Origin of the sequence: Lysinibacillus sp. GbtcB16 (assembly GCF_019091145.1) — a bacterium.
In the GTDB taxonomy this organism is placed as follows: Bacteria; Bacillota; Bacilli; order Bacillales_A; family Planococcaceae; genus Lysinibacillus; species Lysinibacillus fusiformis.
Window position 1 is genome coordinate 53,865 of the sequence record NZ_JAGXJV010000010.1, and the last position, 19,682, is coordinate 73,546.

The 19,682-nt window shown below is 38.1% G+C and carries 21 protein-coding genes, 2 pseudogenes and 2 other annotated features; of the genes and pseudogenes, 19 read left to right on the forward strand and 4 right to left on the reverse strand.

Annotation, left to right across the window (positions count from 1 at the left end; genetic code table 11):
• Position 1: 1 nt before the first annotated feature.
• Positions 2 to 1,084, reverse strand: coding sequence for a type III polyketide synthase (locus tag KVT27_RS20830; RefSeq protein WP_036121303.1), 1,083 nt, complete (start codon positions 1,082 to 1,084; stop codon positions 2 to 4).
• A gap of 397 nt (positions 1,085 to 1,481) precedes the next feature.
• Here KVT27_RS20830 and rsgA point away from each other — a divergent pair, with 397 nt between their 5' ends.
• From rsgA to metG, 4 genes are all read left to right on the forward strand, one after another.
• Positions 1,482 to 2,552: a ribosome small subunit-dependent GTPase A gene (gene rsgA, locus KVT27_RS20835; protein ID WP_217581871.1), complete on the forward strand. Its 1,071-nt coding sequence runs from the start codon at positions 1,482 to 1,484 to the stop codon at positions 2,550 to 2,552.
• Positions 2,553 to 2,571: 19 nt separating this feature from the next.
• Complete coding sequence (fosM, locus tag KVT27_RS20840; protein WP_217581872.1) at positions 2,572 to 2,997, forward strand: FosM family fosfomycin resistance protein; 426 nt, start codon at positions 2,572 to 2,574, stop codon at positions 2,995 to 2,997.
• Between the two features lie 15 nt (positions 2,998 to 3,012).
• Complete coding sequence (locus tag KVT27_RS20845) at positions 3,013 to 3,666, forward strand: HAD-IA family hydrolase (RefSeq protein ID WP_036121295.1); 654 nt, start codon at positions 3,013 to 3,015, stop codon at positions 3,664 to 3,666.
• A 99-nt stretch (positions 3,667 to 3,765) separates the two neighbouring features.
• Positions 3,766 to 4,024: a binding site (T-box leader), on the forward strand.
• A gap of 56 nt (positions 4,025 to 4,080) precedes the next feature.
• Positions 4,081 to 5,715: a methionine--tRNA ligase gene (gene metG / locus KVT27_RS20850; RefSeq protein WP_208705005.1), complete on the forward strand. Its 1,635-nt coding sequence runs from the start codon at positions 4,081 to 4,083 to the stop codon at positions 5,713 to 5,715.
• 46 nt (positions 5,716 to 5,761) lie between these two features.
• On the opposite strand, the pseudogene KVT27_RS20855 reads toward metG, so the two are convergent.
• Positions 5,762 to 7,333 (reverse strand): annotated as a pseudogene (locus KVT27_RS20855) (2-isopropylmalate synthase).
• Between the two features lie 91 nt (positions 7,334 to 7,424).
• Positions 7,425 to 7,663, reverse strand: a binding site (T-box leader).
• Positions 7,664 to 7,860: 197 nt separating this feature from the next.
• Between KVT27_RS20855 and KVT27_RS20860 the strand changes: the two are divergent.
• Entirely contained in the window at positions 7,861 to 8,610 is a 750-nt protein-coding gene (locus tag KVT27_RS20860) for an HAD-IIB family hydrolase (RefSeq protein WP_217581873.1), read from the forward strand.
• 65 nt (positions 8,611 to 8,675) lie between these two features.
• Here KVT27_RS20860 and KVT27_RS20865 read toward each other — a convergent pair whose 3' ends face one another.
• Positions 8,676 to 10,370, reverse strand: a complete 1,695-nt coding sequence (locus KVT27_RS20865) for a methyl-accepting chemotaxis protein (RefSeq protein ID WP_150906695.1) — start codon at positions 10,368 to 10,370, stop codon at positions 8,676 to 8,678.
• A gap of 311 nt (positions 10,371 to 10,681) precedes the next feature.
• On the opposite strand from KVT27_RS20865, the gene KVT27_RS20870 reads away from it, so the two are divergent.
• From KVT27_RS20870 to KVT27_RS20890, 5 genes are all read left to right on the forward strand, one after another.
• Positions 10,682 to 11,176, forward strand: a complete 495-nt coding sequence (locus KVT27_RS20870) for a DUF1648 domain-containing protein (RefSeq protein ID WP_036121282.1) — start codon at positions 10,682 to 10,684, stop codon at positions 11,174 to 11,176.
• A 145-nt stretch (positions 11,177 to 11,321) separates the two neighbouring features.
• Positions 11,322 to 11,975, forward strand: a complete 654-nt coding sequence (locus KVT27_RS20875; RefSeq protein ID WP_208705007.1) for a YdeI/OmpD-associated family protein — start codon at positions 11,322 to 11,324, stop codon at positions 11,973 to 11,975.
• 33 nt (positions 11,976 to 12,008) lie between these two features.
• Positions 12,009 to 12,446, forward strand: a complete 438-nt coding sequence (locus KVT27_RS20880) for a DUF1801 domain-containing protein (RefSeq protein ID WP_254636219.1) — start codon at positions 12,009 to 12,011, stop codon at positions 12,444 to 12,446.
• Positions 12,443 to 12,820 (forward strand): VOC family protein, encoded by a 378-nt coding sequence (locus KVT27_RS20885; RefSeq protein WP_217581874.1) that lies wholly within the window; start codon positions 12,443 to 12,445, stop codon positions 12,818 to 12,820. The genes KVT27_RS20880 and KVT27_RS20885 overlap by 4 nt, the downstream gene beginning before the upstream one ends.
• 44 nt (positions 12,821 to 12,864) lie before the next feature.
• Entirely contained in the window at positions 12,865 to 13,848 is a 984-nt protein-coding gene (locus KVT27_RS20890; RefSeq protein WP_036147984.1) for a GNAT family N-acetyltransferase, read from the forward strand.
• 50 nt (positions 13,849 to 13,898) lie between these two features.
• On the opposite strand, the gene KVT27_RS20895 is transcribed toward KVT27_RS20890, so the two are convergent.
• Entirely contained in the window at positions 13,899 to 14,336 is a 438-nt protein-coding gene (locus KVT27_RS20895) for an Rrf2 family transcriptional regulator (protein WP_025113674.1), read from the reverse strand.
• A gap of 190 nt (positions 14,337 to 14,526) precedes the next feature.
• Here KVT27_RS20895 and hmpA point away from each other — a divergent pair, with 190 nt between their 5' ends.
• The 9 genes and pseudogenes from hmpA to KVT27_RS26780 all read left to right on the forward strand — a co-directional run.
• Positions 14,527 to 15,693, forward strand: a complete 1,167-nt coding sequence (gene hmpA, locus KVT27_RS20900) for an NO-inducible flavohemoprotein (protein WP_036121267.1) — start codon at positions 14,527 to 14,529, stop codon at positions 15,691 to 15,693.
• Between the two features lie 181 nt (positions 15,694 to 15,874).
• Positions 15,875 to 16,135, forward strand: coding sequence for a metal-sensitive transcriptional regulator (locus KVT27_RS20905; RefSeq protein ID WP_008175248.1), 261 nt, complete (start codon positions 15,875 to 15,877; stop codon positions 16,133 to 16,135).
• A gap of 43 nt (positions 16,136 to 16,178) precedes the next feature.
• Positions 16,179 to 16,520: a rhodanese-like domain-containing protein gene (locus KVT27_RS20910; RefSeq protein WP_217581875.1), complete on the forward strand. Its 342-nt coding sequence runs from the start codon at positions 16,179 to 16,181 to the stop codon at positions 16,518 to 16,520.
• A gap of 11 nt (positions 16,521 to 16,531) precedes the next feature.
• Positions 16,532 to 16,828, forward strand: coding sequence for a rhodanese-like domain-containing protein (locus KVT27_RS20915; RefSeq protein WP_036121262.1), 297 nt, complete (start codon positions 16,532 to 16,534; stop codon positions 16,826 to 16,828).
• A 66-nt stretch (positions 16,829 to 16,894) separates the two neighbouring features.
• The gene (locus tag KVT27_RS20920) at positions 16,895 to 17,443 is read left to right on the forward strand and encodes a sulfurtransferase TusA family protein (protein ID WP_036121258.1); all 549 of its coding nucleotides are present in this window, start codon (positions 16,895 to 16,897) and stop codon (positions 17,441 to 17,443) included.
• Positions 17,444 to 17,458: 15 nt separating this feature from the next.
• Complete coding sequence (locus tag KVT27_RS20925) at positions 17,459 to 17,854, forward strand: DsrE/DsrF/DrsH-like family protein (RefSeq protein ID WP_036121255.1); 396 nt, start codon at positions 17,459 to 17,461, stop codon at positions 17,852 to 17,854.
• A gap of 83 nt (positions 17,855 to 17,937) precedes the next feature.
• The gene (locus KVT27_RS20930) at positions 17,938 to 19,065 is read left to right on the forward strand and encodes an MBL fold metallo-hydrolase (protein ID WP_036121253.1); all 1,128 of its coding nucleotides are present in this window, start codon (positions 17,938 to 17,940) and stop codon (positions 19,063 to 19,065) included.
• Positions 19,066 to 19,209: 144 nt separating this feature from the next.
• On the forward strand, positions 19,210 to 19,437 hold the full coding sequence (locus KVT27_RS20935; RefSeq protein ID WP_036121249.1) for a sulfurtransferase TusA family protein: 228 nt from the start codon (positions 19,210 to 19,212) through the stop codon (positions 19,435 to 19,437).
• A gap of 68 nt (positions 19,438 to 19,505) precedes the next feature.
• Positions 19,506 to 19,682 (forward strand): annotated as a pseudogene (locus KVT27_RS26780) (sulfite exporter TauE/SafE family protein); the annotation flags it as partial.

Here is a 19,682-nt window from a genome sequence, read left to right on the forward strand (position 1 = left end):
GCTACTCCCTCCAGTTTAGTAATACAGCTTCTGCACAAAAACCAGGGCCAAGAGCGACGAGTAAACCTGTATCCTCCACTTGTCCTTCATGTAACATAAATTGTTCTAACACATATAACACGGTTGGCGATGACATATTACCATGCTGACGTAATATTTCCCGAGAAATGTCGGTTTTTTGAGAAGAAAGATAAAGCGTGTCCTCATAGGCTTTTAATACTTTTTTTCCTCCAGGATGTGCAATGAAATGAGTAAGCTGTTCACTATAAATTCCTTGTTCCTGTAAAAATTGTTCAATATATGGTCCAAGCCAACTAGTAATAATAGCCGGAATGCTTTTTTGGAAAATGACATGAAGACCATTATTTTTAACGTCCCATCCCATTACATTTTCTGAATCTGGCATCCATTTAGAGCCTGTTGCCAGAATTGCTGGTGATGTTTTTTTTGTATCAATCATGATTTCATCACCACATACGAGAATACAGGCGGCACCGTCAGCAAAAAGTGAAGCACCGATTAAATTACTTTTAGAAAAATCATTTGGCTGAAAAGTGAGGCTACATAGTTCTACACAAACAACGAGCACTTTTGCATGAGGGTGTGCTTTACAAAAATCATAGGCTCTGCTAACACCTGCTGCTCCTCCTGCACAGCCTAATCCCCATAGCGGAATACGTTTCAATTGATCGGAAAAAGAAAGCTTGTTCATCACACGTGCATCAATGCTAGGTGTTGAAATCCCCGTACTGCTTACAAATATGATGGCGTCGATTTCTTCAGGAGAAATAGGTGAATATAAAAAGGCTTCATTTTGTAAGCATGCCTGAATAACGTTCACGCTGTATTGTGTGGCTAGTTCAATATATAGATCATTACGCTCCTCAAAGGAGTGATTTGTACGATGCCACTCAGGTGGAACACAAAAATGACGCGTTTCAATTCCACCATTATCGAAAACCTTTAAATAGCGCTCTAGTTTTGGGATTTTTTCATAGAAAAGTTCCTTTGTTAGCTCCTCCGCATTTGATTGCTGTAATGTGTAAGGTGGTTGATGTGTGCTAATAGAAATGATTTTAGGCAATTCAACATCTCCTCGCATTTATTGGTCTTGTACATTCTATGCGTTGAGGAAGGAGATACATGCTAATAATATTTTATTTGACAATTACCCAAATTTTATATATATTGGTAACAACTAAATGGAAAGTAGGTGATGTGACATGTTGAATAAATCTATTTTTAGCGAACTGCAATTCGGTTTGTTTCATTTCACACGCCTAAAATATACAAAGCGACGTCGTGCATAGCTCGAGGTATTTGTATATCCTTTAAACGTGCGTGTGAAACCTTGTAACTGCCGAATTGCGCAGATACAAGGTTTTTTTATCGTGGTTCAAATTTGCTGAATCAAGATAATCGCTTCTGGCGGAAGTCTGCACAGAAGCTTCATGGAAACGTACCTTTAGGAGGAAATTAATTTGAATTTAACAACATTAGGTTTTACAAAATATTTTGAAGAGCAAATGTTAGAAATGAAGAAACAGTCTAAGTTTAAAAATTGTGTGCCTGCGAGGGTTACTTTAGAGCATAAGCATTCCTATCGAGTGTTAGCTCAGGAAGGGGAATGGCTTGCAACAATCGCTGGTCATTATGCCTATACTTCTTTAGCTCGTGAAGACTATCCTGCAGTGGGCGATTGGGTGCTGGTAGAGAAAATGCCTGGTGAAGAACGAGCCATTATTCATCAATTATTCCAACGAAAATCAGTCTTTTCGAGAAAAGTTGCTGGTTTGGAAATCCAGGAACAGATTGTCGCATCGAATGTGGATATTGTGTTACTTGTCATGAGCCTGAATGCTGACTTTAATATTCGCCGTTTGGAACGATATTTAGTAGCTGCCTGGGATTCAGGTGCAAAGCCTATTATTGTTCTAACAAAGGCAGATTTATGTGATGATGCACCTAGCTTAGTGAAAGAAGCTGAGTCAGTAGCTTTTGGAGTAGATATTTTCGTAACGAGTGCCATTTCGGGAGAAGGCTTAACGGAAATTCAGGACCTATTTACAGAAGGGGTCACTGGAGCGTTATTGGGCTCCTCCGGTGCAGGAAAATCTACATTAACGAATGCTTTATGTGGGGAGATGTTGATGAAGGTATCAGACATTCGTGAAGACGATGCTAAGGGACGTCATACAACAACTCACAGAGAGTTAGTAATGTTACCTTCTGGTGGCTGTTTAATCGATACACCGGGAATGCGTGAGCTACAATTATGGAATCAAGGTGATAGTTTATCATCTAGCTTTCAAGATGTTGAGGAATTAGCAAAAGCTTGCCGTTATCGTGATTGTACCCATCAAAAAGAGCCGTATTGTGCAGTACAGCAAGCTATTGCTGATGGTGAACTTGATCAAAATCGTTTACACAGCTATTTTAAGCTACAAAGGGAATTGGCTTATATGGAACGTAAAACAAATGTGCAAGCAAAGCTCGAGGAGCAACGTAAGTGGAAGCAAATTTCTAAAGGCGTTAAAAAGGGAAAAAAATAAGAGGAGCACATATACACATATGACCATACAAAGCATAAATCATCTACTATTTTCAGTGTCTAATCTAGAGCAATCTATTGCATTTTATGAAAATGTTTTCGATGCTAAGTTACTTGTAAAGGGAAACAGCACAGCCTATTTTGATGTAAATGGGCTGTGGCTTGCCCTCAATGCTGAAAAAGATATACCGCGTAATGATATTCAATATTCCTATACACATATCGCTTTCACGATCTCGGAGGATGAGTTCGATAAAATGTATGATAAATTAGTACAATTGAAGGTTCATATTTTAGACGGCCGACAAAGAGATGAAAGAGATAAAAAATCAATTTATTTTACCGATCCTGATGGACATAAGTTTGAATTTCATACGGGGACTTTACAAGATCGTTTAGATTATTATATGAAAGAAAAGTTACATATGGAGTTTTTTAACCATTGATCAAGGAGTGATTTTATGACGAAAGCATTTATTTTTGATATGGATGGCACTTTATTTCAAACAAATCTTATTTTAGAACCTGCGCTGGATGCTACATTTGATGTGTTGCGTACAAAGGGCTTATGGCAGGGAGAAACACCCATTGAAAAATACCGTGAAATTATGGGCGTTCCTCTACCGGTTGTATGGGAGACCTTATGTCCAATGCATTCCGTAGACATACGTGAGGAGAGCAATGTGCTCTTTCATATAAAGCTGACGGAGCAAATCCGTAGTCGTAAAGGTGCGCTTTATCCACATGCTGAGCAAACTCTTGCCACATTGTCAAAGAGCTATCCGTTATACATAGCGAGTAATGGACAGGTTGACTATTTACAGGCAATTGTTGAAACCTATCAATTAGAGCAATTTATAAAGGGGACTTACAGCATTCAATCCATTGCAAGCGGGCATAAATCAGACTTAGTAAAAAAAGTAATGCAAGACAATGGAATTCAGGACGGTGCGGTAGTTGGAGATCGTTCATCCGATATTCAAGCTGCCCGCGATAATGAGTTACTTTCAATAGGTGTTCGATTTGACTTTGCTCAGGACCATGAATTGCAACAGGCACATATTGTGATAGATGATTTAACGGAGTTATTAAACATAGAAATAGGCTCATCATGATAAATCCCCTAACAGGTGCGTTTTTGAAAAAATGGGAGCAATTTAACGACAATTATTGCATTTCATCGTAATAAAGCGTAGAATAGTGCCAATCCTATAGATAAAGCATTGAAAAGGAAAAGTAAATAGGAATAGCATTTTGTAGAGAGCCTCTGTTGGTGGAAATGAGGTAAATGAATCCTTTTGAAAATGACCTTTGAGCTTCGTACCGAAAGCTTATAGCAAGTAGATTACGACGAGATGGGCACTCGTTACAACAGCGGCAGTATCTCATATTAAAAAAAGACGTACTGAATAAGGCAAATAGTGTGAACTATTTGTAAATATAGGTGGTAACACGGGTAGACTCGTCCTAATCAGATTTGATTAGGGCGATTTTTTTTACCATTTTTTATGTGAGGGGAGCAATTTAGAATGACTATTGTTATTGGAGGCGCTTGGCCGTATGCAAATGGCTCTTTGCATTTAGGACATGTAGCCGCATTATTACCAGGTGATATTTTGGCTAGATATTACCGTCAAAAAGGTGAACAAGTATTATACGTATCGGGTAGTGACTGTAATGGTACACCCATTTCTATTCGTGCAGCTCAGGAAAACACAACAACCGAGACGATTGCTAATCATTATCATGAAGAATTTACAACATGTTTTAATGAGCTAGGATTTACTTATGATTTATACACAAGAACAGACGCAGAGCACCATCATGAATCCGTTAAGGGCTTATTTTTACAGCTACTTGCCAACAATTTTTTATATAAAAAGAAAATTGAACAGGCTTACTGTGAGACAGATCAGCAATTTTTACCGGATCGATTCGTAGAGGGCGTATGCCCAAATTGTGGTGCAAAGGCGAGAGGAGACCAATGTGATAACTGCTCAGAAATTTTAGACCCACTAGATTTAATCGATAAGAGCTGTAAAATATGTGGGAATGAGCCAGTCATTCGAGAGACAGAACATTTTTATTTTACCTTTAGTCAATTTCAAGGAAAATTAGAGACATTTTTATCCGAGGCAAAGGCAGAAAAACGTTGGAGGGACAATGCATTAGGATTGACAGAGCGCTACTTAGCAGAGGGCGTCCCTGACCGAGCAGTAACGAGAGATTTGCCAAATGGAATAGATGTTCCAGTGCCTGGCTTTGAAGGTAAGAAAATATATGTGTGGATTGAAGCAGTTGCAGGTTATTTAACAGCTAGCCTAGAATGGGCGAAGCAACATCATATAGCGATTGAAGATTTGTGGAATGAAGAAACCATTTCGTATTATGTCCATGGAAAGGATAATATCCCATTTCACACAGTTATTTGGCCAGCTATTTTGATGGGGCTAGGTGCGAAAGCTTTGCCGACACATATCGTATCCAATGAATATTTAACATTAGAAAAACGCAAATTATCAACGAGTCAAAATTGGGCCGTATGGGTTCCTTATATTTTAAGTCGTTATGATGCGGACTCTATCCGCTATTTCTTAACGACTAATGCACCGGAAAATCGCGATACTGATTTTTCATGGCGAGAATTTATTTACAGCCATAATGGTGAATTACTTGGTGCCTATGGTAATTTTGTGAATCGAACATTGAAATTTATAGAGAAATCCTTTGCTAATCAAGTACCTCAGGCGGAAGTGGATAGTATTATTCGCAAACAAACTATTCAGCTATTTAACGAAGTGGGTATTCTTATTGAAGGTGGTCATTTCAAGCAAGCATTAGAGTCCATTTTTGAGTATATTCGTGGCGCTAATCGTTATTTCGACGAACAACAGCCATGGGTACAAGTAAAAGAAAATGTGGAGGCGGGCAATCGCACACTCGCAACCTGCGTCTATATCATTGCCAATCTCGGACAATTACTACATCCATTCCTACCGTTTTCAGCAGAGAAAGTAAGGAATATGCTAGGTATAGATGAAATGATGTGGCATGAGCAAGTGGAATTACCTGAAACCATAAAAGACGTAACACCTTTGTTTGAACGACTGGATATCGAACTAATAGAAGAAGAATATGAAAAGTTAGTAAGAGATAGTCGCTAGCAGTGAAAAAGCAGTATGGCTAATAGGCCATACTGCTTCTCTTGTTTTAATTCATGACAGGTGTTAATTTGGCCACTACAATGCTATTGATGGCATTAATATAGGCTAGGGCACTGGCTTTTAGAATGTCAGTATCTGCAGCTTTTGCCATATACTTTTCACCTTCATGCTCAATCGTGATTTTTACCTTTCCTAGCGCCTCTTTGCCGCGCGAAACACTATTGATATTATATTCCACTAGTTTTACATCCATGCTTGTAACTTCTGCAATGGCTGAATAGAGAGCATCAATTGGACCTGAGCCAACTGCGCTAGCCTACAATACTTCATTACCTTTGCGTACTTTAACGCTCGCAGAAGGGAAGCTTGTATTGCTGACGACTTGTAGATCTTCAATATCAAAGAATTGGTCGCTATAATGAGTTGCATTCTTGTGAGAAGCATCATGTTTTTCATAATAGCTTTCAACGATTACGTATAAATCATGATCGTATACTTCCTTTTTGGCATCCGCTAGCTTTAAGAAGCCTTCAAAGATTCCCTCGAATTCATCTGTAGAAAGATTTGAAAACCCTAATTTTTCAAGAGCATTTTTTACGGCATGTCGACCAGAACGCGCTGTTAGTACTAGCTCCATATCATCAAGACCAACGTCTTCAGGATGCACAATTTCATAGGCATCACGAGATTTTAGTAATCCGTCCTGATGGATACCTGATGAATGGGCGAATGCATTATCTCCCGTAATAGCTTTATTTACTTGAACATCTAAGCCCATAAAGCTAGAAACAAGTCGTGATGTATTCATAATTTCTTTTGTGTTAATTCGTGTATCAGCATTGTAGACAGAGCTACGCGTTTTTAGTGCCATAACGACTTCTTCTAGTGCCGCATTACCTGCGCGTTCACCGATACCATTAATTGTACATTCTACTTTATCGGCACCATTTTTTATCGCGGCAAGCGTATTAGCTGTTGCCATTCCAAGGTCATTGTGGCAATGAACGCTAAGAAGAACGCTATCGTCTAAATTTTTCATACGGTTGTTTAATTTAAAGATCATTTCACCGAACTCTTCTGGTTCTGCAAAGCCGACTGTATCAGGAACGTTAATCATAGTAGCACCAGCTCGCATAACAGCTTCAATCGTTTTCCAAAGATACTCAAAGTCTGAACGAGACGCATCCTCAGTAGAATATTGAACTTGTGGCAATAGAGTTTTTGCATACTTTACAGCATCTACACCAATTTGCAGAATTTGATCTTTGGATTTACTGAATTTTTTCTCCACATGTATATCGGATGTCCCAAGAACCATGTGAATCATTGGATTTTCAGCGTATTTCACAGCATTATAGACGGCATCAATATCTGCCTTTACTGCACGTGCTAATGCTGTAATCATAATATCACTAGTAGTACCGACCTTCTCAGCTACAGCCTTGACAGCACCAAAATCCCCCTGTGATGAAGCGGGGAATCCAGCTTCGATAATATCAACACCTAATTTTTTTAGTTGCTGTGCTATTTCTACTTTTTCATATAAATTTAGCTTGGCACCTGGCACCTGTTCACCATCACGTAATGTTGTATCAAATACCCAAATTTTTCTCCCCATTTTTTAACACTCCTCTTGTAGTTATCAGTATTTAAAATCTACACGTAGGCCAATTATTCATAAAAAATAAAAAAACCCATCTCTATTTAAAAATAGAGACGAGTTTATGCTCGCGGTACCACTCTAATTGACCTTCTCTATACAGAAAAAGTCCCCTTATCGACAGCTATCACTGTCTATCCTGTTAACGGGGGAAACCGACATCCCTTACTAGACTATTCAGGGAGTAGCTCATGGACGAGTTCAAAATGTGTGTCTACCGATTTTCACCAACCATCGGCTCTCTACAAGTACATCACCATTTTTACTATTTCCAATCTTGGCCTGCAATGTGTTGTTGAAAGCAATATTACTTGGATATTAATAGCCTGTCAATAATTTTCTAAAAATTTTTAAAATTATGTCTAAAGTAATGTTTGTTATAGTAAGTATTTGATAGTTATGAAATGAATAAACGTCCACTAAAAATAGTCATTTCTGTGAGATAATAAAAATTGCGAATGAACGTAGGAGAGGTAGGAAAAACTATGAAATTTGTCTTTGATTTAGACGGTACAATTTGCTTTAAAGGGAAGCCTTTAAGTGTGGGTATTATCAATGCGCTAGAGGCATGTAGACAAAGTGGGCATGAAGTTATTTTTGCCTCCGCTAGACCAATCCGTGATCTATTACCGGTATTGCCTGAGATGATGCGAGAATATCCAATGGTGGGCGGAAACGGAGCATTCGTCGCTTGTAATGGAGTAACGGAGGAGGTTACAGCATTTGAGACGGAGGTAGTAGGGGAACTTCGGCAGATTATTACAGCATTTCAATTACCGTATCTCGTAGATAGCCAATGGGATTATGCGTATACAGGCAGTGAAGCTCATCCCATTTATCAAAATCTAGATCCGCTAAAAATAGCTAAAAAAGTAGCGTTGCAAGATCTTCATGATATTGTAAAAGTTGTTTTATTTCCGGGGGAGAATAGAGACACATTGTTATTTGAGCTACAACAGCTTGCTGTTACTCTCTATGAACATGCATCAGAAAATATTATAGATATAAGCCCTAATGGAATTGATAAGTGGGATGGCTTAACTAAATTAGGTGTCACCGAGGGGGAGTATATAGCATTTGGAAATGATGCGAATGATGCCTCGATGTTTTTGAAGGCAAAGGAAAGTGTTTGTGTAGGGAATCATCAGGTTGGTGAGATGGCTACTTTGCAAGTTCCTGGTGAGGAAGCAGACATTATAGAAATGCTTTATCATTTAAGCGATAAATATAAGTGAGTAAAGGCCTGTACATATAAAGAAAAAAACTGCTCGTTTCCTAGAGGGAATCCGAGCAGTTTTCTTTATTCTAATTTAAAGCGAGAGACTTCTGTTTGAAGCTCCTCAGCCATATTTGAAAGTGTTGCCGCGGAAGCAGCGACTTCCTCGATCGTTGCTAACTGCTCCTCAGAGGCAGAAGCGACATTTTGCAAATTACTAGAAGACATTTGTGCGATTGTTGCTATTTCATCGAAGGAAGCATAAATTTGTTCTGCACTGGATGACATTTCTTCTGAAACTGTTGTAGCTTCTTGAATTTGCATGGACACATGTTCAATAAGCTCCATAATTTTAGAGAAGCCTTCTTCAGCTACCTGTACAACCTGCATACCAATTTGTACTTCTTGTGTACCGGTATCCATCACCGTCACAGCACGGTTTGTATCCTGTTGAATCTCTGCAATCAACGTAGCAATTTGCTCTGCTGATTTTTTGGATTGCTCTGCTAACTTTTTCACCTCGTCTGCCACGACAGCAAAGCCTCGCCCATGATCACCTGCACGAGCAGCCTCGATAGCGGCATTGAGCGCTAGTAAATTTGTCTGCTCTGCAATATCTGTAATAATGCCAATAATGTTACCAATTTCTATAGAATGCCCGTCTAAATTTTTCACAACGCTTGCAGATTCTAATACAGCAGTATTAATGGTAGTCATTTGCGAGATCACTCGATGTAATGATTCATTGCCCTTTTGAGCCTCTGAATTCGTTTCCATTGCTAGTTCAGAAACTGCCGCCGTAGTAGATGCTAATTGCTGTATGCCCTTTGTCATATTCTTCATCGCTTCGGAGCTTTCTGTAGCATTTTTACCTTGAGCCTCAGAGCCACTAGCCACTTCCTGAATCGAAGAAGTGATCTGCTCTGTCGCTTGGATGGTTTGCTCAGCACTTGCTGTTAATTCAGCAGCAGAGCCACTAACTTGTACAGTGTTGTGACGTACATTTGTGATTAAATCTTTCAAATTAACGGCCATTTGATTAAATGCTTGGGCTAAATCACCCACTTCATCACGATTCTTGATACGAATCTGTTCAGCCGTTAAGTCACCTTCTGCTATTTTTTTAGCTGCCTTAGCCATGCCGTTAATTGGACGAGACATTAGACTACCAACAACCATTGCAATTATCAGACTTATGACAACCGCAAACACCCCAAGAAGTATCATTTGGAACTTAATATCTTGAATTTGTTTAGATGTAGCGGCAATTTTCCCTTCAATATATTCATTTTGATAATCGGAAAGGTTTTCAACACGTTCGTCAAATTGTTTAATAATTAGACGCCCTTGTGTACTATCAAGCTTTTCGTACTTTTCCGTTTCACCTGAAGCCTTTAACTCAAACATACGGTCCGCAAACTGTTGAACATTTTGCTCACTTTTATTAATAGCCTCTAGAAATTGGATGGATTTTTCCGTCGTCAAAGATGACATTAGCTCTTCAGATTTTTGTTTAAATTCTGTTCGAGAGTCTTGATTGCTTTGAAGATTTTGTTTATCACCAAGCAGTAAATAGCCACGTAAACTAACTATCTCTTGTTTGGCAATAACGCGTAATTCTTGAATAGCGATAGATTTAGTTGTTTGCTCCTCCAATAATGTACGATAAGTTTTGTTCACAGAATCAAGCTGCTTTATATTTAGGCCGATAGTAGCAACTAGAACTAAAATAACTATAAAAAAACCGAGTAATAATTTCTTGTAGATAGTAAATCGCATAGATGAAATTTCCTTTCTCAGTATTTAGTAGAAATGTTACAAATTAATGAAATATGTATATATATCATTTATATCAGAAAATATGAATTTTACAAAGTATTATGAGTATTTTTACTGTACTAAATAGTTTAAAGGTGGCAGAAACTCGTGAATGAAGTGATAAAAAAAGGATTTTTACTGCTAAAATATGCTAGGAATAAAGCGATAGTTAATGGTAGTGACTGAATATTAAGCCAATATTCATAAATTTTGAAACTTATAGAGTAGTCGAAGCGTAAATTACGTATGAAGATGAACTGAGGTGGTATGAAGTGTATAGACCCATTTTAAAAATCCCTAAAACGAGGTCTGAAAAGGTTTGGAATTATATTGGCGTTATCATATTCCTATTATCTATCTTTTATATTGCAGTGATGTGGGGGAAATTGCCTGAAGAAATTCCTGTTCATTTTAATGGTATGGGTGAGGTTGATCGATGGGGTTCAAAAATTGAGCTCATAATTCTTCCATTTATAGGTGTGTTTCTATGGATAATAATGAATCTTTTAGAGAAAGCCCCACATATGCATAACTTTCCAGCACGTTTGAATGAACAGAATGTAGAAGCATTTTATTTAAACAGCAGAAAAATGTTAAACGCAGTAAAAAATTTCTGTCTTATTTTATTCGCATGTATATCATTCCAGATGGTCCGCATTGCGCTAGGAGAGACCGCCTCCATAGGATGGTGGTTCTTGCCAATTGTAATAATCGGGATCTTTATACCGATTATTAAAGGCATAATCGTTACTCGCAAAATAAAATAAAGCTGAACCGTAAACGCTTGAGATATGTTCAAGCGTTTATTTTTGTTCCCAAGCTCTCATTTATTCAGTATACTATCAAAACTAAGATTCAAATGTATTAGCCATTTTTTAGTGGCTAAAAATGAGTGGGAGAAGAGGTGTTTAAATGATGCAAAAGAAATTTAAACTAGAGGATGATGTATCCATTGCCATCCATAACCAGCCACTTGATTCGACATTAGATGGAGTGTTTCATTGTGGAGAGGCACCGTTTGACCGCATTATTTCTTTTGCGTTTTCCATAGATGCCATGGTAACGTATTTACAAAAAGTGTTAAAAGATAATAGTCTAGTGGAGCAGGGCTATTTATTTTTTGTTTATCCTAAAAAGGGTAATAAAAAATATGAACAGTTTATTCATCGAGATGAGATTTTTCCAGCGATCCATGTGGACGAGGAAAAGTATATTGGTGGTAGTGATTTAAAGTTTTCTAGCTTGATGTCATTAGATGAAACATTTTCAATCTTAAGTATTAAGAGAGATGGTAAAGGAAGAGGTAAGAAAAAAACAGCCAATAGTCAATGTGTGAGTGACTATGAGAATATGATCCCTCCATTACGGGACTTACTTTCCGAAAATCAGGATGACTTAGTCTTTTATGATGGACTCACTCCGGGATATCAAAGGGATTGGGCACGTTATATCTATAGTGTAAAAAAGTTAGAAACACAAGAAGCGCGTTTACAAGAGATGCGTCAAATTATTCGACTAGGTCATAAAACAAAGGAATTGTATCGCAAGGCACAAATTAATAAGTGAAGTAGGGAAAATAACGACAAAGTGAGGCTAGGTATGAAGAGCATATATATGGAGCAAGTAGAGGAAAAATGGCGAGATGCCTTTAGTAAGCTTGTAGATGTTTTAGAAGCTAATTTGCCAGTGGGTTTTGAACAAACTATGCAATATGACATGGTTAGCTATGTAGTGCCATTAGAAATATATCCAAGTGGCTATCATGTGACGCCAAATACGCTATTACCTTTTATTAGTCTTGCAGCGCAAAAACGTCATATTGCGCTCTACCATATGGGTATATATGCAGACCAAGCATTACTTTCTTGGTTTCAGGAGGAATATGCGAGGCGAGTACCAACAAAATTAAATATGGGGAAAAGTTGTATACGTTTTACAAGTACGAAGCATATTCCCTTTGATTTAATTAGTGAGCTTGTTGCAAAAATGACACCAGCAGAGTGGATTTCACATTATGAGGGAGCGAAAAATAGATGAAAAGCGCGACAACTTTCTTAATGTTTCAAGGACAAGCGCATGAAGCAATTGAACAATATCAGCAATGGTTTACAGATTTAGAAGTTATACAGATAGAATATATGGAAAATTCTAAGCAGGTAGCGATGGCCACCCTACAATTAAATGGGTTAAAACTAATGGTGAATGATAGTGTTATTCAACATAGCTTTTCGTTTACGCCATCAACGTCTATCTTTCTAGAATGTGAATCTGAGGAAGAAATAAAGAATTTAGTAAATCAAATAGTGGAAAGTGGGCATGCGTTAATGCCACTTGATCATTATGGGTTTTCAAAGAAATTTGCGTGGATTCAGGATCGCTTTGGCGTCTCCTGGCAACTAACGTATAGTTGAGAATAGAATACGACAATAGAATGTTAGTAAAAGGGGAATAGAAGATGACGGTAACTTTAGTGAAACATGATATCAAATATGCTGAGGCCATGCATGAGTTGTCTTCTATGCCACAGGTTCGAGATGCACTAGGGCTACCTGTTGGTAAAGTAGAAGATACTATTCATTTTATCAAACGTGAATGCATCGATGAAGAAGAAGGGAAGACCGTTCCTCGTGTTGTTTTAAATGAGGAGGGACAGCTAATCGGTGTGACAGCATTGATGTTTATAGACCAACATAAAAACAGTTGTCATATCGGTTCGTGGCTCGGGCATCCATTTTGGGGGAAAGGTTATAATCTTGAGGCTAAAACAGCTATTTTAGATATCGCCTTTTTTGAGCTTGGATTAAAGCGAGTTTTTGCGGGAGCAAGGAAGGTGAATATACGTTCACAAAAGGCACAGGAAAAGCTGAGCTTTATTCAACTAGGGGTGGAAGGAGATTATCCAGAAGAGCATTCATGGTTAGAAGCGAAAGAGAAACAACCATGTGTATTAAATGTTTTTGAACGTGAGGATTTTGTACGATATCGAACAGCTCTAAAAAAAGTAAATGGTAGTCGAGAGCCCTTTTTACCACAGCTTTTACTGGCAGATGAGAGTGAAGAGGCTATTCGAAAATACCTCGATGAAGGTACCTTATTTGAAGTGAAGTGTGGAGAACAGCTTGCGGGGGTGGCATTATTAATCCCTCAATCTCAAACAACCATCGAATTAAAAAATATTGCGATTGTGCCAAAATTCCAAGGGAAAGGGCTTGGTAAAGAGGTATTGCGACAGCTTACGGCAATTTGCGAGAAGGAAGGCTATCAAACGCTTTTAGTTGGAACAGCAAATTCAAGTATTGATAATATAGCCTTTTATCAAAAGGCAGGTTTTCGCATGGAGACCATTGAAAAGGATTTCTTTCGCGACTATCCAGAGCCAATATATGAAAACGGCATTCGTGCATTAGATATGATTTTCTTTACTAAGCAATTGTTGTAGATGTTTTTTCATAAAGAAATACCCGTCCAACAAACGTTGAGCGGGTATTTTTATTTACCTAACAAGAGGGCCATTAATTTCTCCTTTGAATGTAAGAAGTCATCTAATGTGTAGCGATCTAGTACAGTTAGGTAGGCCTGTAAAGCTTCATATAGGACACCTTTTAGCTGACATTCCGGAGCTATTTTACATAAATTATTCTCTTTATCGAAACATTCTACTAAATGAAAATCCTCTTCTGTATGACGAACAATCTCACCAATGGTGATAGTTTTTGGATCGATGGCTAAGCGAATACCGCCACCTCTTCCGCGAATTGTTTCGATATAGCCTAACAATCCAAGTTGGTGCGTCACTTTCATTAAATGGTTTTTCGATATATTATAAGCCTCTGAAATCTCTTGAATAGTTGATAATTGGCCATCCTCTTTCGCTCCTAAGTAAATAAGTGTACGAAGAGAATAGTCTGTGTATAAAGTTAAGCGCATAAGAACACCCTACTTTCTATAATTCAAAGTAATTATAGCATTTTTACAATGAAGTATAATATTTTGAAACCACTTTTAAAGATGTATTTAAAATACATTAATTATGTCCATTTTGTTAAAGATGTATTTTACATATTGCTTTAAGAAAATGAAAGCGTTATATTGTAATCACGAAAGGATGGTAAGCGATATGTTAAAACAAGAAACTATTCAAATTATTAAGGCAACAGTCCCTGTATTAGAAGTTCATGGTGTAGAGATTACAAAGACGTTTTACAAAAATATGTTTCAAGCTCATCCGGAATTATTGAATATTTTTAACCACACTAACCAAGAAAAAGGTCGTCAGCAAACAGCATTAGCAAACACAGTTTATGCTGCGGCAGTTCATATTGAAAATTTAGAAGCTATTTTACCAGCGGTCATGCTTATTGCGCATAAACATCGTAGTTTAGGTATTTTACCTGAGCATTATCCAATTGTTGGTGAAAACTTACTAAAAGCGATTAAGGAAGTACTTGGCGACGCAGCGACAGACGATATTATTAATGCATGGGCTGAGGCATATGGCGTTATTGCAGATATTTTCATTCAAGTAGAAGAAGAGTTATACCAAAAAGCTGAAAATAATGGTGGATGGCGTCTATTTAGACCATTAAAAGTGGCGAAAAAAGTGGTAGAAAGCGACTTAGTTACATCTGTTTATTTTGTTAATGAAGATGGCTCCTCATTACCAGCTTACGAGCCAGGACAATACATTAGTATTCGCGTGAAAGTTCCTGGAGAAGAGTATTTAATGAATCGTCAATATACACTTTCACAAGCAAGCGCAGAAGATGGTTACCGCATTTCAGTGAAACGTGAAAGTGATCATACGCCAAACGGTAAAGTGTCAAACTTTATTCATGATGACTTACAAGTTGGAGATTTAGTAGATGTAAGTGTGCCAGCAGGATTATTCGTTTTAGAAGAAACGACTGCTCCTATTACATTTGTTAGTGGTGGTATAGGTGTAACACCATTAAACAGTATGCTACAATCTCTAAAAGAAGATGCAACGAATAAAGTTAACTTTATTCAGTGCGCACGCAATGAAAAAGTTGTAGCGTTTAGCGATGATATTCAAGGAAAAGTAAATGCGTTACCTAATGCATCGTATACGGCTCTATATTCTGATGAAGACAAGCAAATTACAAAAGAATTATTAGCAGAAAGAGTAGCTGATAACGCTGATGTTTATGTATGTGGACCTGTAGGCTTTATGGAAGCCGTTATTAAAAATTTACAAGAAATTGGCGTGAAAGACGAGAAAATTCATTATGAATTCTTCGGACCAGCCATGCAATTAGCTAAATAAAATCGTAGAAAAACCTGTTATGAGTTACAGCTCATAGCAGGTTTTTTTGTATAAGACAATACAGATAAAGACTCTCAAGAAAAAGAGTTGAAGCTTTCATGTTGACAATATACCTATTGGGGTATAATATGAATCACGTAAGCAAGTTGAATCTATCGTTTTGAAAGGGGGCTGGAACTGAATGGCTTATGACTCTAAAACAGCTAATCGAGTGAAACGGATGGAAGGTCAATTACGCGGGATTTTACGCATGATGGAGGAGGGTCAAAACTGTAAGGATGTGATTACACAGCTATCTGCCGTGCGTTCAGCAGTTGATCGGACGATAGGAGTTATTGTTAGTGAAAATTTATTAGATTGTGTCACTACTGCTGAAGGCAATGCGGAAAAAATGAATTCAGCCATCCGAGAAGCAATGGATTTAGTGGTGAAAAGCAGATAGTTTTTATATACCCTTTATCGTATAAAAAAGGAGCGGTGATAAATTGGAAACGTGGATCATTATTGCGATTATCGCAGCGTTTTTCATTTGGCGAATGAAACCAACAAAGGGCGTTCAATCGATCTCTACAGCCCAATTAAAAAATATGCTGAGTGATAAGGATAAGATATTTATCGATGTACGCACGACAGCTGAATTTAAGGGGCGCCATATTTCGCAGTTTAAAAATATGCCTCTCGGGTCAAGTTTTGACAAACTACCGAAGGATAAAGAAGTGGTAGTGATTTGCCAAAGTGGTATGCGTAGTAGTCAGGCATGTAAGCAATTGAAAAAGCAAGGCTTTGAGCGTATTACAAATGTTCGTGGTGGAATGAGTGCCTATTAGGAGGAAAGAAAATGAAGGAAATTACAGCAAAACAAGTAGAACAAGCAATCATGCAGGGTGAAACACCGAACCTGATTGATGTAAGAGAGGTAGATGAAGTAGCGACTGGTCATATTCCCGGTATTATTCATATTCCACTTGGTTTATTAGAGTTCCGCGTACAGGATTTGAATAAGGATGAACCATATATTATCGTTTGCCGATCTGGTGCTCGTAGTAGCCGTGCTACCGAGATATTAGAAAGTAAAGGCTTTAATGTTTCGAATATGGTTGGTGGAATGTTGTCCTGGGAGGGCGAAGTACAATAGTAGCATATAGCTATATTTTTTTGTTAAAAATAATACCCTAATAGGTATATGGAGGTTGGAATAAGGATGAAGGCAGATTTTCAGCTAGATGCCAAGGGCCTTTCTTGTCCGTTGCCCATTGTGAAAACAAAAAAAGCAATGGCCGATCTAGAAGATGGTCAAATTTTAGAAGTGTTTGCGACAGATAAAGGATCAAAAGCTGATATTGCAGCATGGGCAGAAACTGTAGGGCACCAATATATTGGCACTTTAGAAAATGAAGGCGTGCTCAAGCATTATATTCGCAAATGTACAAACGATCAAATAGAAGAAATTTCGTTTGACCCAACGATTGACCTAGAGCAAATTAACAATCGTGATGGATTAATTCTTGATGTACGTGAGGAAGCGGAGTTTGCCTTTGGGCATATTGAGGGTGCTAAATCTATCCCGATGGGTGAATTGGAAGCACGCCTCTCGGAGCTCGACAAAGAGCAAGAAATTTATGTTATTTGTCGTACTGGAAAGCGTAGTGATATGGCTGCGCAGAAGCTAGCTTCACATGGTTTTATAAAGGTCTTTAATGTTTTACCAGGAATGACATCTTGGAAAGGCACATTAACAAAAAACATTTAATAGGAGGAATTTTTTATGTCAAACAAGGTAGCAATTATTGCAAGTAACGGTGGTTTATTTGATGCATATAAGGTGTTTAATATCGCAACAGCGGCTGCAGCTTCTGAGAAGGAGGTAGCGATCTTCTTCACATTTGAAGGATTGAATCTCATTCATAAGCAAGGGATGCGTGCATTACCAATGCCTGCAGGGGCAGAGCATTACGCAGAAGGGTTTGCGAAAGCGAATGTTCCTGCCATTCCTCAACTAGTGGACATAGCCCAAGAATTAGGTGTCAAATTTATTGCTTGTCAAATGACGATGGATGTAATGGGTTTATCGACAGATGATTTTATTGATGGTATTGAAGTGGGTGGAGCTGTTACTTTCCTTGAGTTTGCAAAAGATGCAGCACCTTCACTAACTTTCTAAAGAGTTTTGTGCAAGGAAGGCGGAGGGGCTAAAGGCTCTCCGCTTTAAAAAACTTCGAAATTATACCTATGGGGGTTATATATATGCCAATGCAGAAATGGAACGCTTCACAAATTGCTAAAAAGGTCATTAACAATGAAGAGTTGTTTATTTTAGATGTTCGTAATGCAGATGCGTTTGAAGACTGGAAAATTGACGGTCACCGATTTGAGTATTTAAATGTACCATATTTTGAATTGTTAGATGGGGTTGAGGAGATCTTGCCGCAAATCCCCTCCAATAAAGAGATTCTAGTCGTTTGTGCTAAAGAAGGATCCTCATTGATGGTTGCTGAAATGTTGTCAGAAGCTGGTCGAGATGTTGCCTATTTAGCGGGCGGTATGAAATCTTGGAGCGAATATTTAGAGCCTATTAAAATTGGTGATTTAACGGGTGGAGGAGAGCTTTATCAATTTGTCCGTTTAGGGAAGGGCTGTCTTTCTTATATGGTGATATCTGAAGGAGAGGCAGCTATCGTTGATGCTGTTCGCTTTACAGATGTATTTATCAATTTCGCCGAACAGAAGAATGTGAAGATTACACATGTTTTTGATACACATTTACATGCCGATCATATTTCAGGTGGACGCCATATAGCTGAGTTAACTGGTGCGGTCTATTACTTGCCACCGAAAGATGCAGAAGAGGTTGTCTTTTCATATAGACCGTTAGTGGATGGAGTGACTGTTCAAATTGGATCATCAAAAATAGAGGTAGGAGCTATCTACTCACCAGGTCATACAATTGGCTCTACATCATTTGTTGTCGATGGCCAATATTTGTTAACAGGGGATATACTATTTGTTGATTCTATTGGACGTCCTGATTTAGCTGGCCTTGCTGAGGACTGGGTAGGAGATTTACGAGATACGCTTTACAAGCGTTATCGAGAATTGTCCGGTGAGCTTATCGTGTTACCAGCTCACTTTATGATCATTGATGAACTTAATGAAGATGGGACAGTAGCGAAACGACTAGGGGATTTATTTTTACAAAATCATGGTTTGAATATTCATGATGAAGTAGAATTTAAGCGTGTCGTGACAGATCAATTGCCACCACAACCTAATGCCTACCAAGAAATTCGTCAGGTAAATATGGGGAAAATAAACCCTTCGCCAGATGAACAAACGGAGATGGAAATCGGCCCAAATCGCTGTGCTGTTCGATAAAATTTATTAAAGTACAAAGGACACGTCTCTGTACTATAAATGTGGATCGTCCAGAAATTGAAGGTGCTCATCCTTCATGAATGTAAAATAATAAGAAGAACAGGCAAATCGCTTACAATCTTTGCCGTGTTGAAGGGGATCAATATGAAATCAAATTTACAATTAGATGCAACAGGTCTTTCGTGTCCCATGCCTATTGTGAAAACAAAAAAGGCGATAGACACATTAACTATAGGAGAAATTTTAGAAGTTAAGGTGACAGATAAAGGGGCTTTAGCGGATATTCCTGCTTGGGCAAAAGCTGGAGGTCATCATATCGTAGATCAATCCGAAGAAGCTGGTGTCATCACGTTTTTAATTCAGAAAGCTTAAGGCTAATGGAGGGTTGTCTATTAAATAGAACAACCCTTCTTTCACTTTTCGGAAAGAAGGAAGAATGCATGGATATTACATGGATATTAACGATCTTTTTAATTGGCTTTCTCGGTTCGTTTGTATCAGGGATGTTAGGTATCGGTGGCGCAATTATTAATTACCCAATGCTACTGTATATTCCACCATTATTAGGATTTATGGCATTTTCGGCTCATGAAGTATCCGGAATTATTGCCATACAA

Bases quoted from the DNA above. Each gene is read 5' to 3' on its own strand.
- KVT27_RS20890 (WP_036147984.1), top strand. From the start codon at position 12,865: ATGACGGTAACTTTAGTGAAACATGATATCAAATATGCTGAGGCCATG.
- KVT27_RS20905 (WP_008175248.1), top strand. From the start codon at position 15,875: ATGGCTTATGACTCTAAAACAGCTAATCGAGTGAAACGGATGGAAGGT.
- KVT27_RS20860 (WP_217581873.1), top strand. From the start codon at position 7,861: ATGAAATTTGTCTTTGATTTAGACGGTACAATTTGCTTTAAAGGGAAG.
- KVT27_RS20920 (WP_036121258.1), top strand. From the start codon at position 16,895: ATGAAGGCAGATTTTCAGCTAGATGCCAAGGGCCTTTCTTGTCCGTTG.
- KVT27_RS20915 (WP_036121262.1), top strand. From the start codon at position 16,532: ATGAAGGAAATTACAGCAAAACAAGTAGAACAAGCAATCATGCAGGGT.
- KVT27_RS20875 (WP_208705007.1), top strand. From the start codon at position 11,322: ATGATGCAAAAGAAATTTAAACTAGAGGATGATGTATCCATTGCCATC.
- KVT27_RS20925 (WP_036121255.1), top strand. From the start codon at position 17,459: ATGTCAAACAAGGTAGCAATTATTGCAAGTAACGGTGGTTTATTTGAT.
- KVT27_RS20845 (WP_036121295.1), top strand. From the start codon at position 3,013: ATGACGAAAGCATTTATTTTTGATATGGATGGCACTTTATTTCAAACA.
- KVT27_RS20930 (WP_036121253.1), top strand. From the start codon at position 17,938: ATGCCAATGCAGAAATGGAACGCTTCACAAATTGCTAAAAAGGTCATT.
- KVT27_RS20865 (WP_150906695.1), bottom strand. From the start codon at position 10,370: ATGCGATTTACTATCTACAAGAAATTATTACTCGGTTTTTTTATAGTT.
- KVT27_RS20880 (WP_254636219.1), top strand. From the start codon at position 12,009: ATGAAGAGCATATATATGGAGCAAGTAGAGGAAAAATGGCGAGATGCC.
- fosM (WP_217581872.1), top strand. From the start codon at position 2,572: ATGACCATACAAAGCATAAATCATCTACTATTTTCAGTGTCTAATCTA.
- KVT27_RS20935 (WP_036121249.1), top strand. From the start codon at position 19,210: ATGAAATCAAATTTACAATTAGATGCAACAGGTCTTTCGTGTCCCATG.
- KVT27_RS20895 (WP_025113674.1), bottom strand. From the start codon at position 14,336: ATGCGCTTAACTTTATACACAGACTATTCTCTTCGTACACTTATTTAC.
- KVT27_RS20885 (WP_217581874.1), top strand. From the start codon at position 12,443: ATGAAAAGCGCGACAACTTTCTTAATGTTTCAAGGACAAGCGCATGAA.
- hmpA (WP_036121267.1), top strand. From the start codon at position 14,527: ATGTTAAAACAAGAAACTATTCAAATTATTAAGGCAACAGTCCCTGTA.
- metG (WP_208705005.1), top strand. From the start codon at position 4,081: ATGACTATTGTTATTGGAGGCGCTTGGCCGTATGCAAATGGCTCTTTG.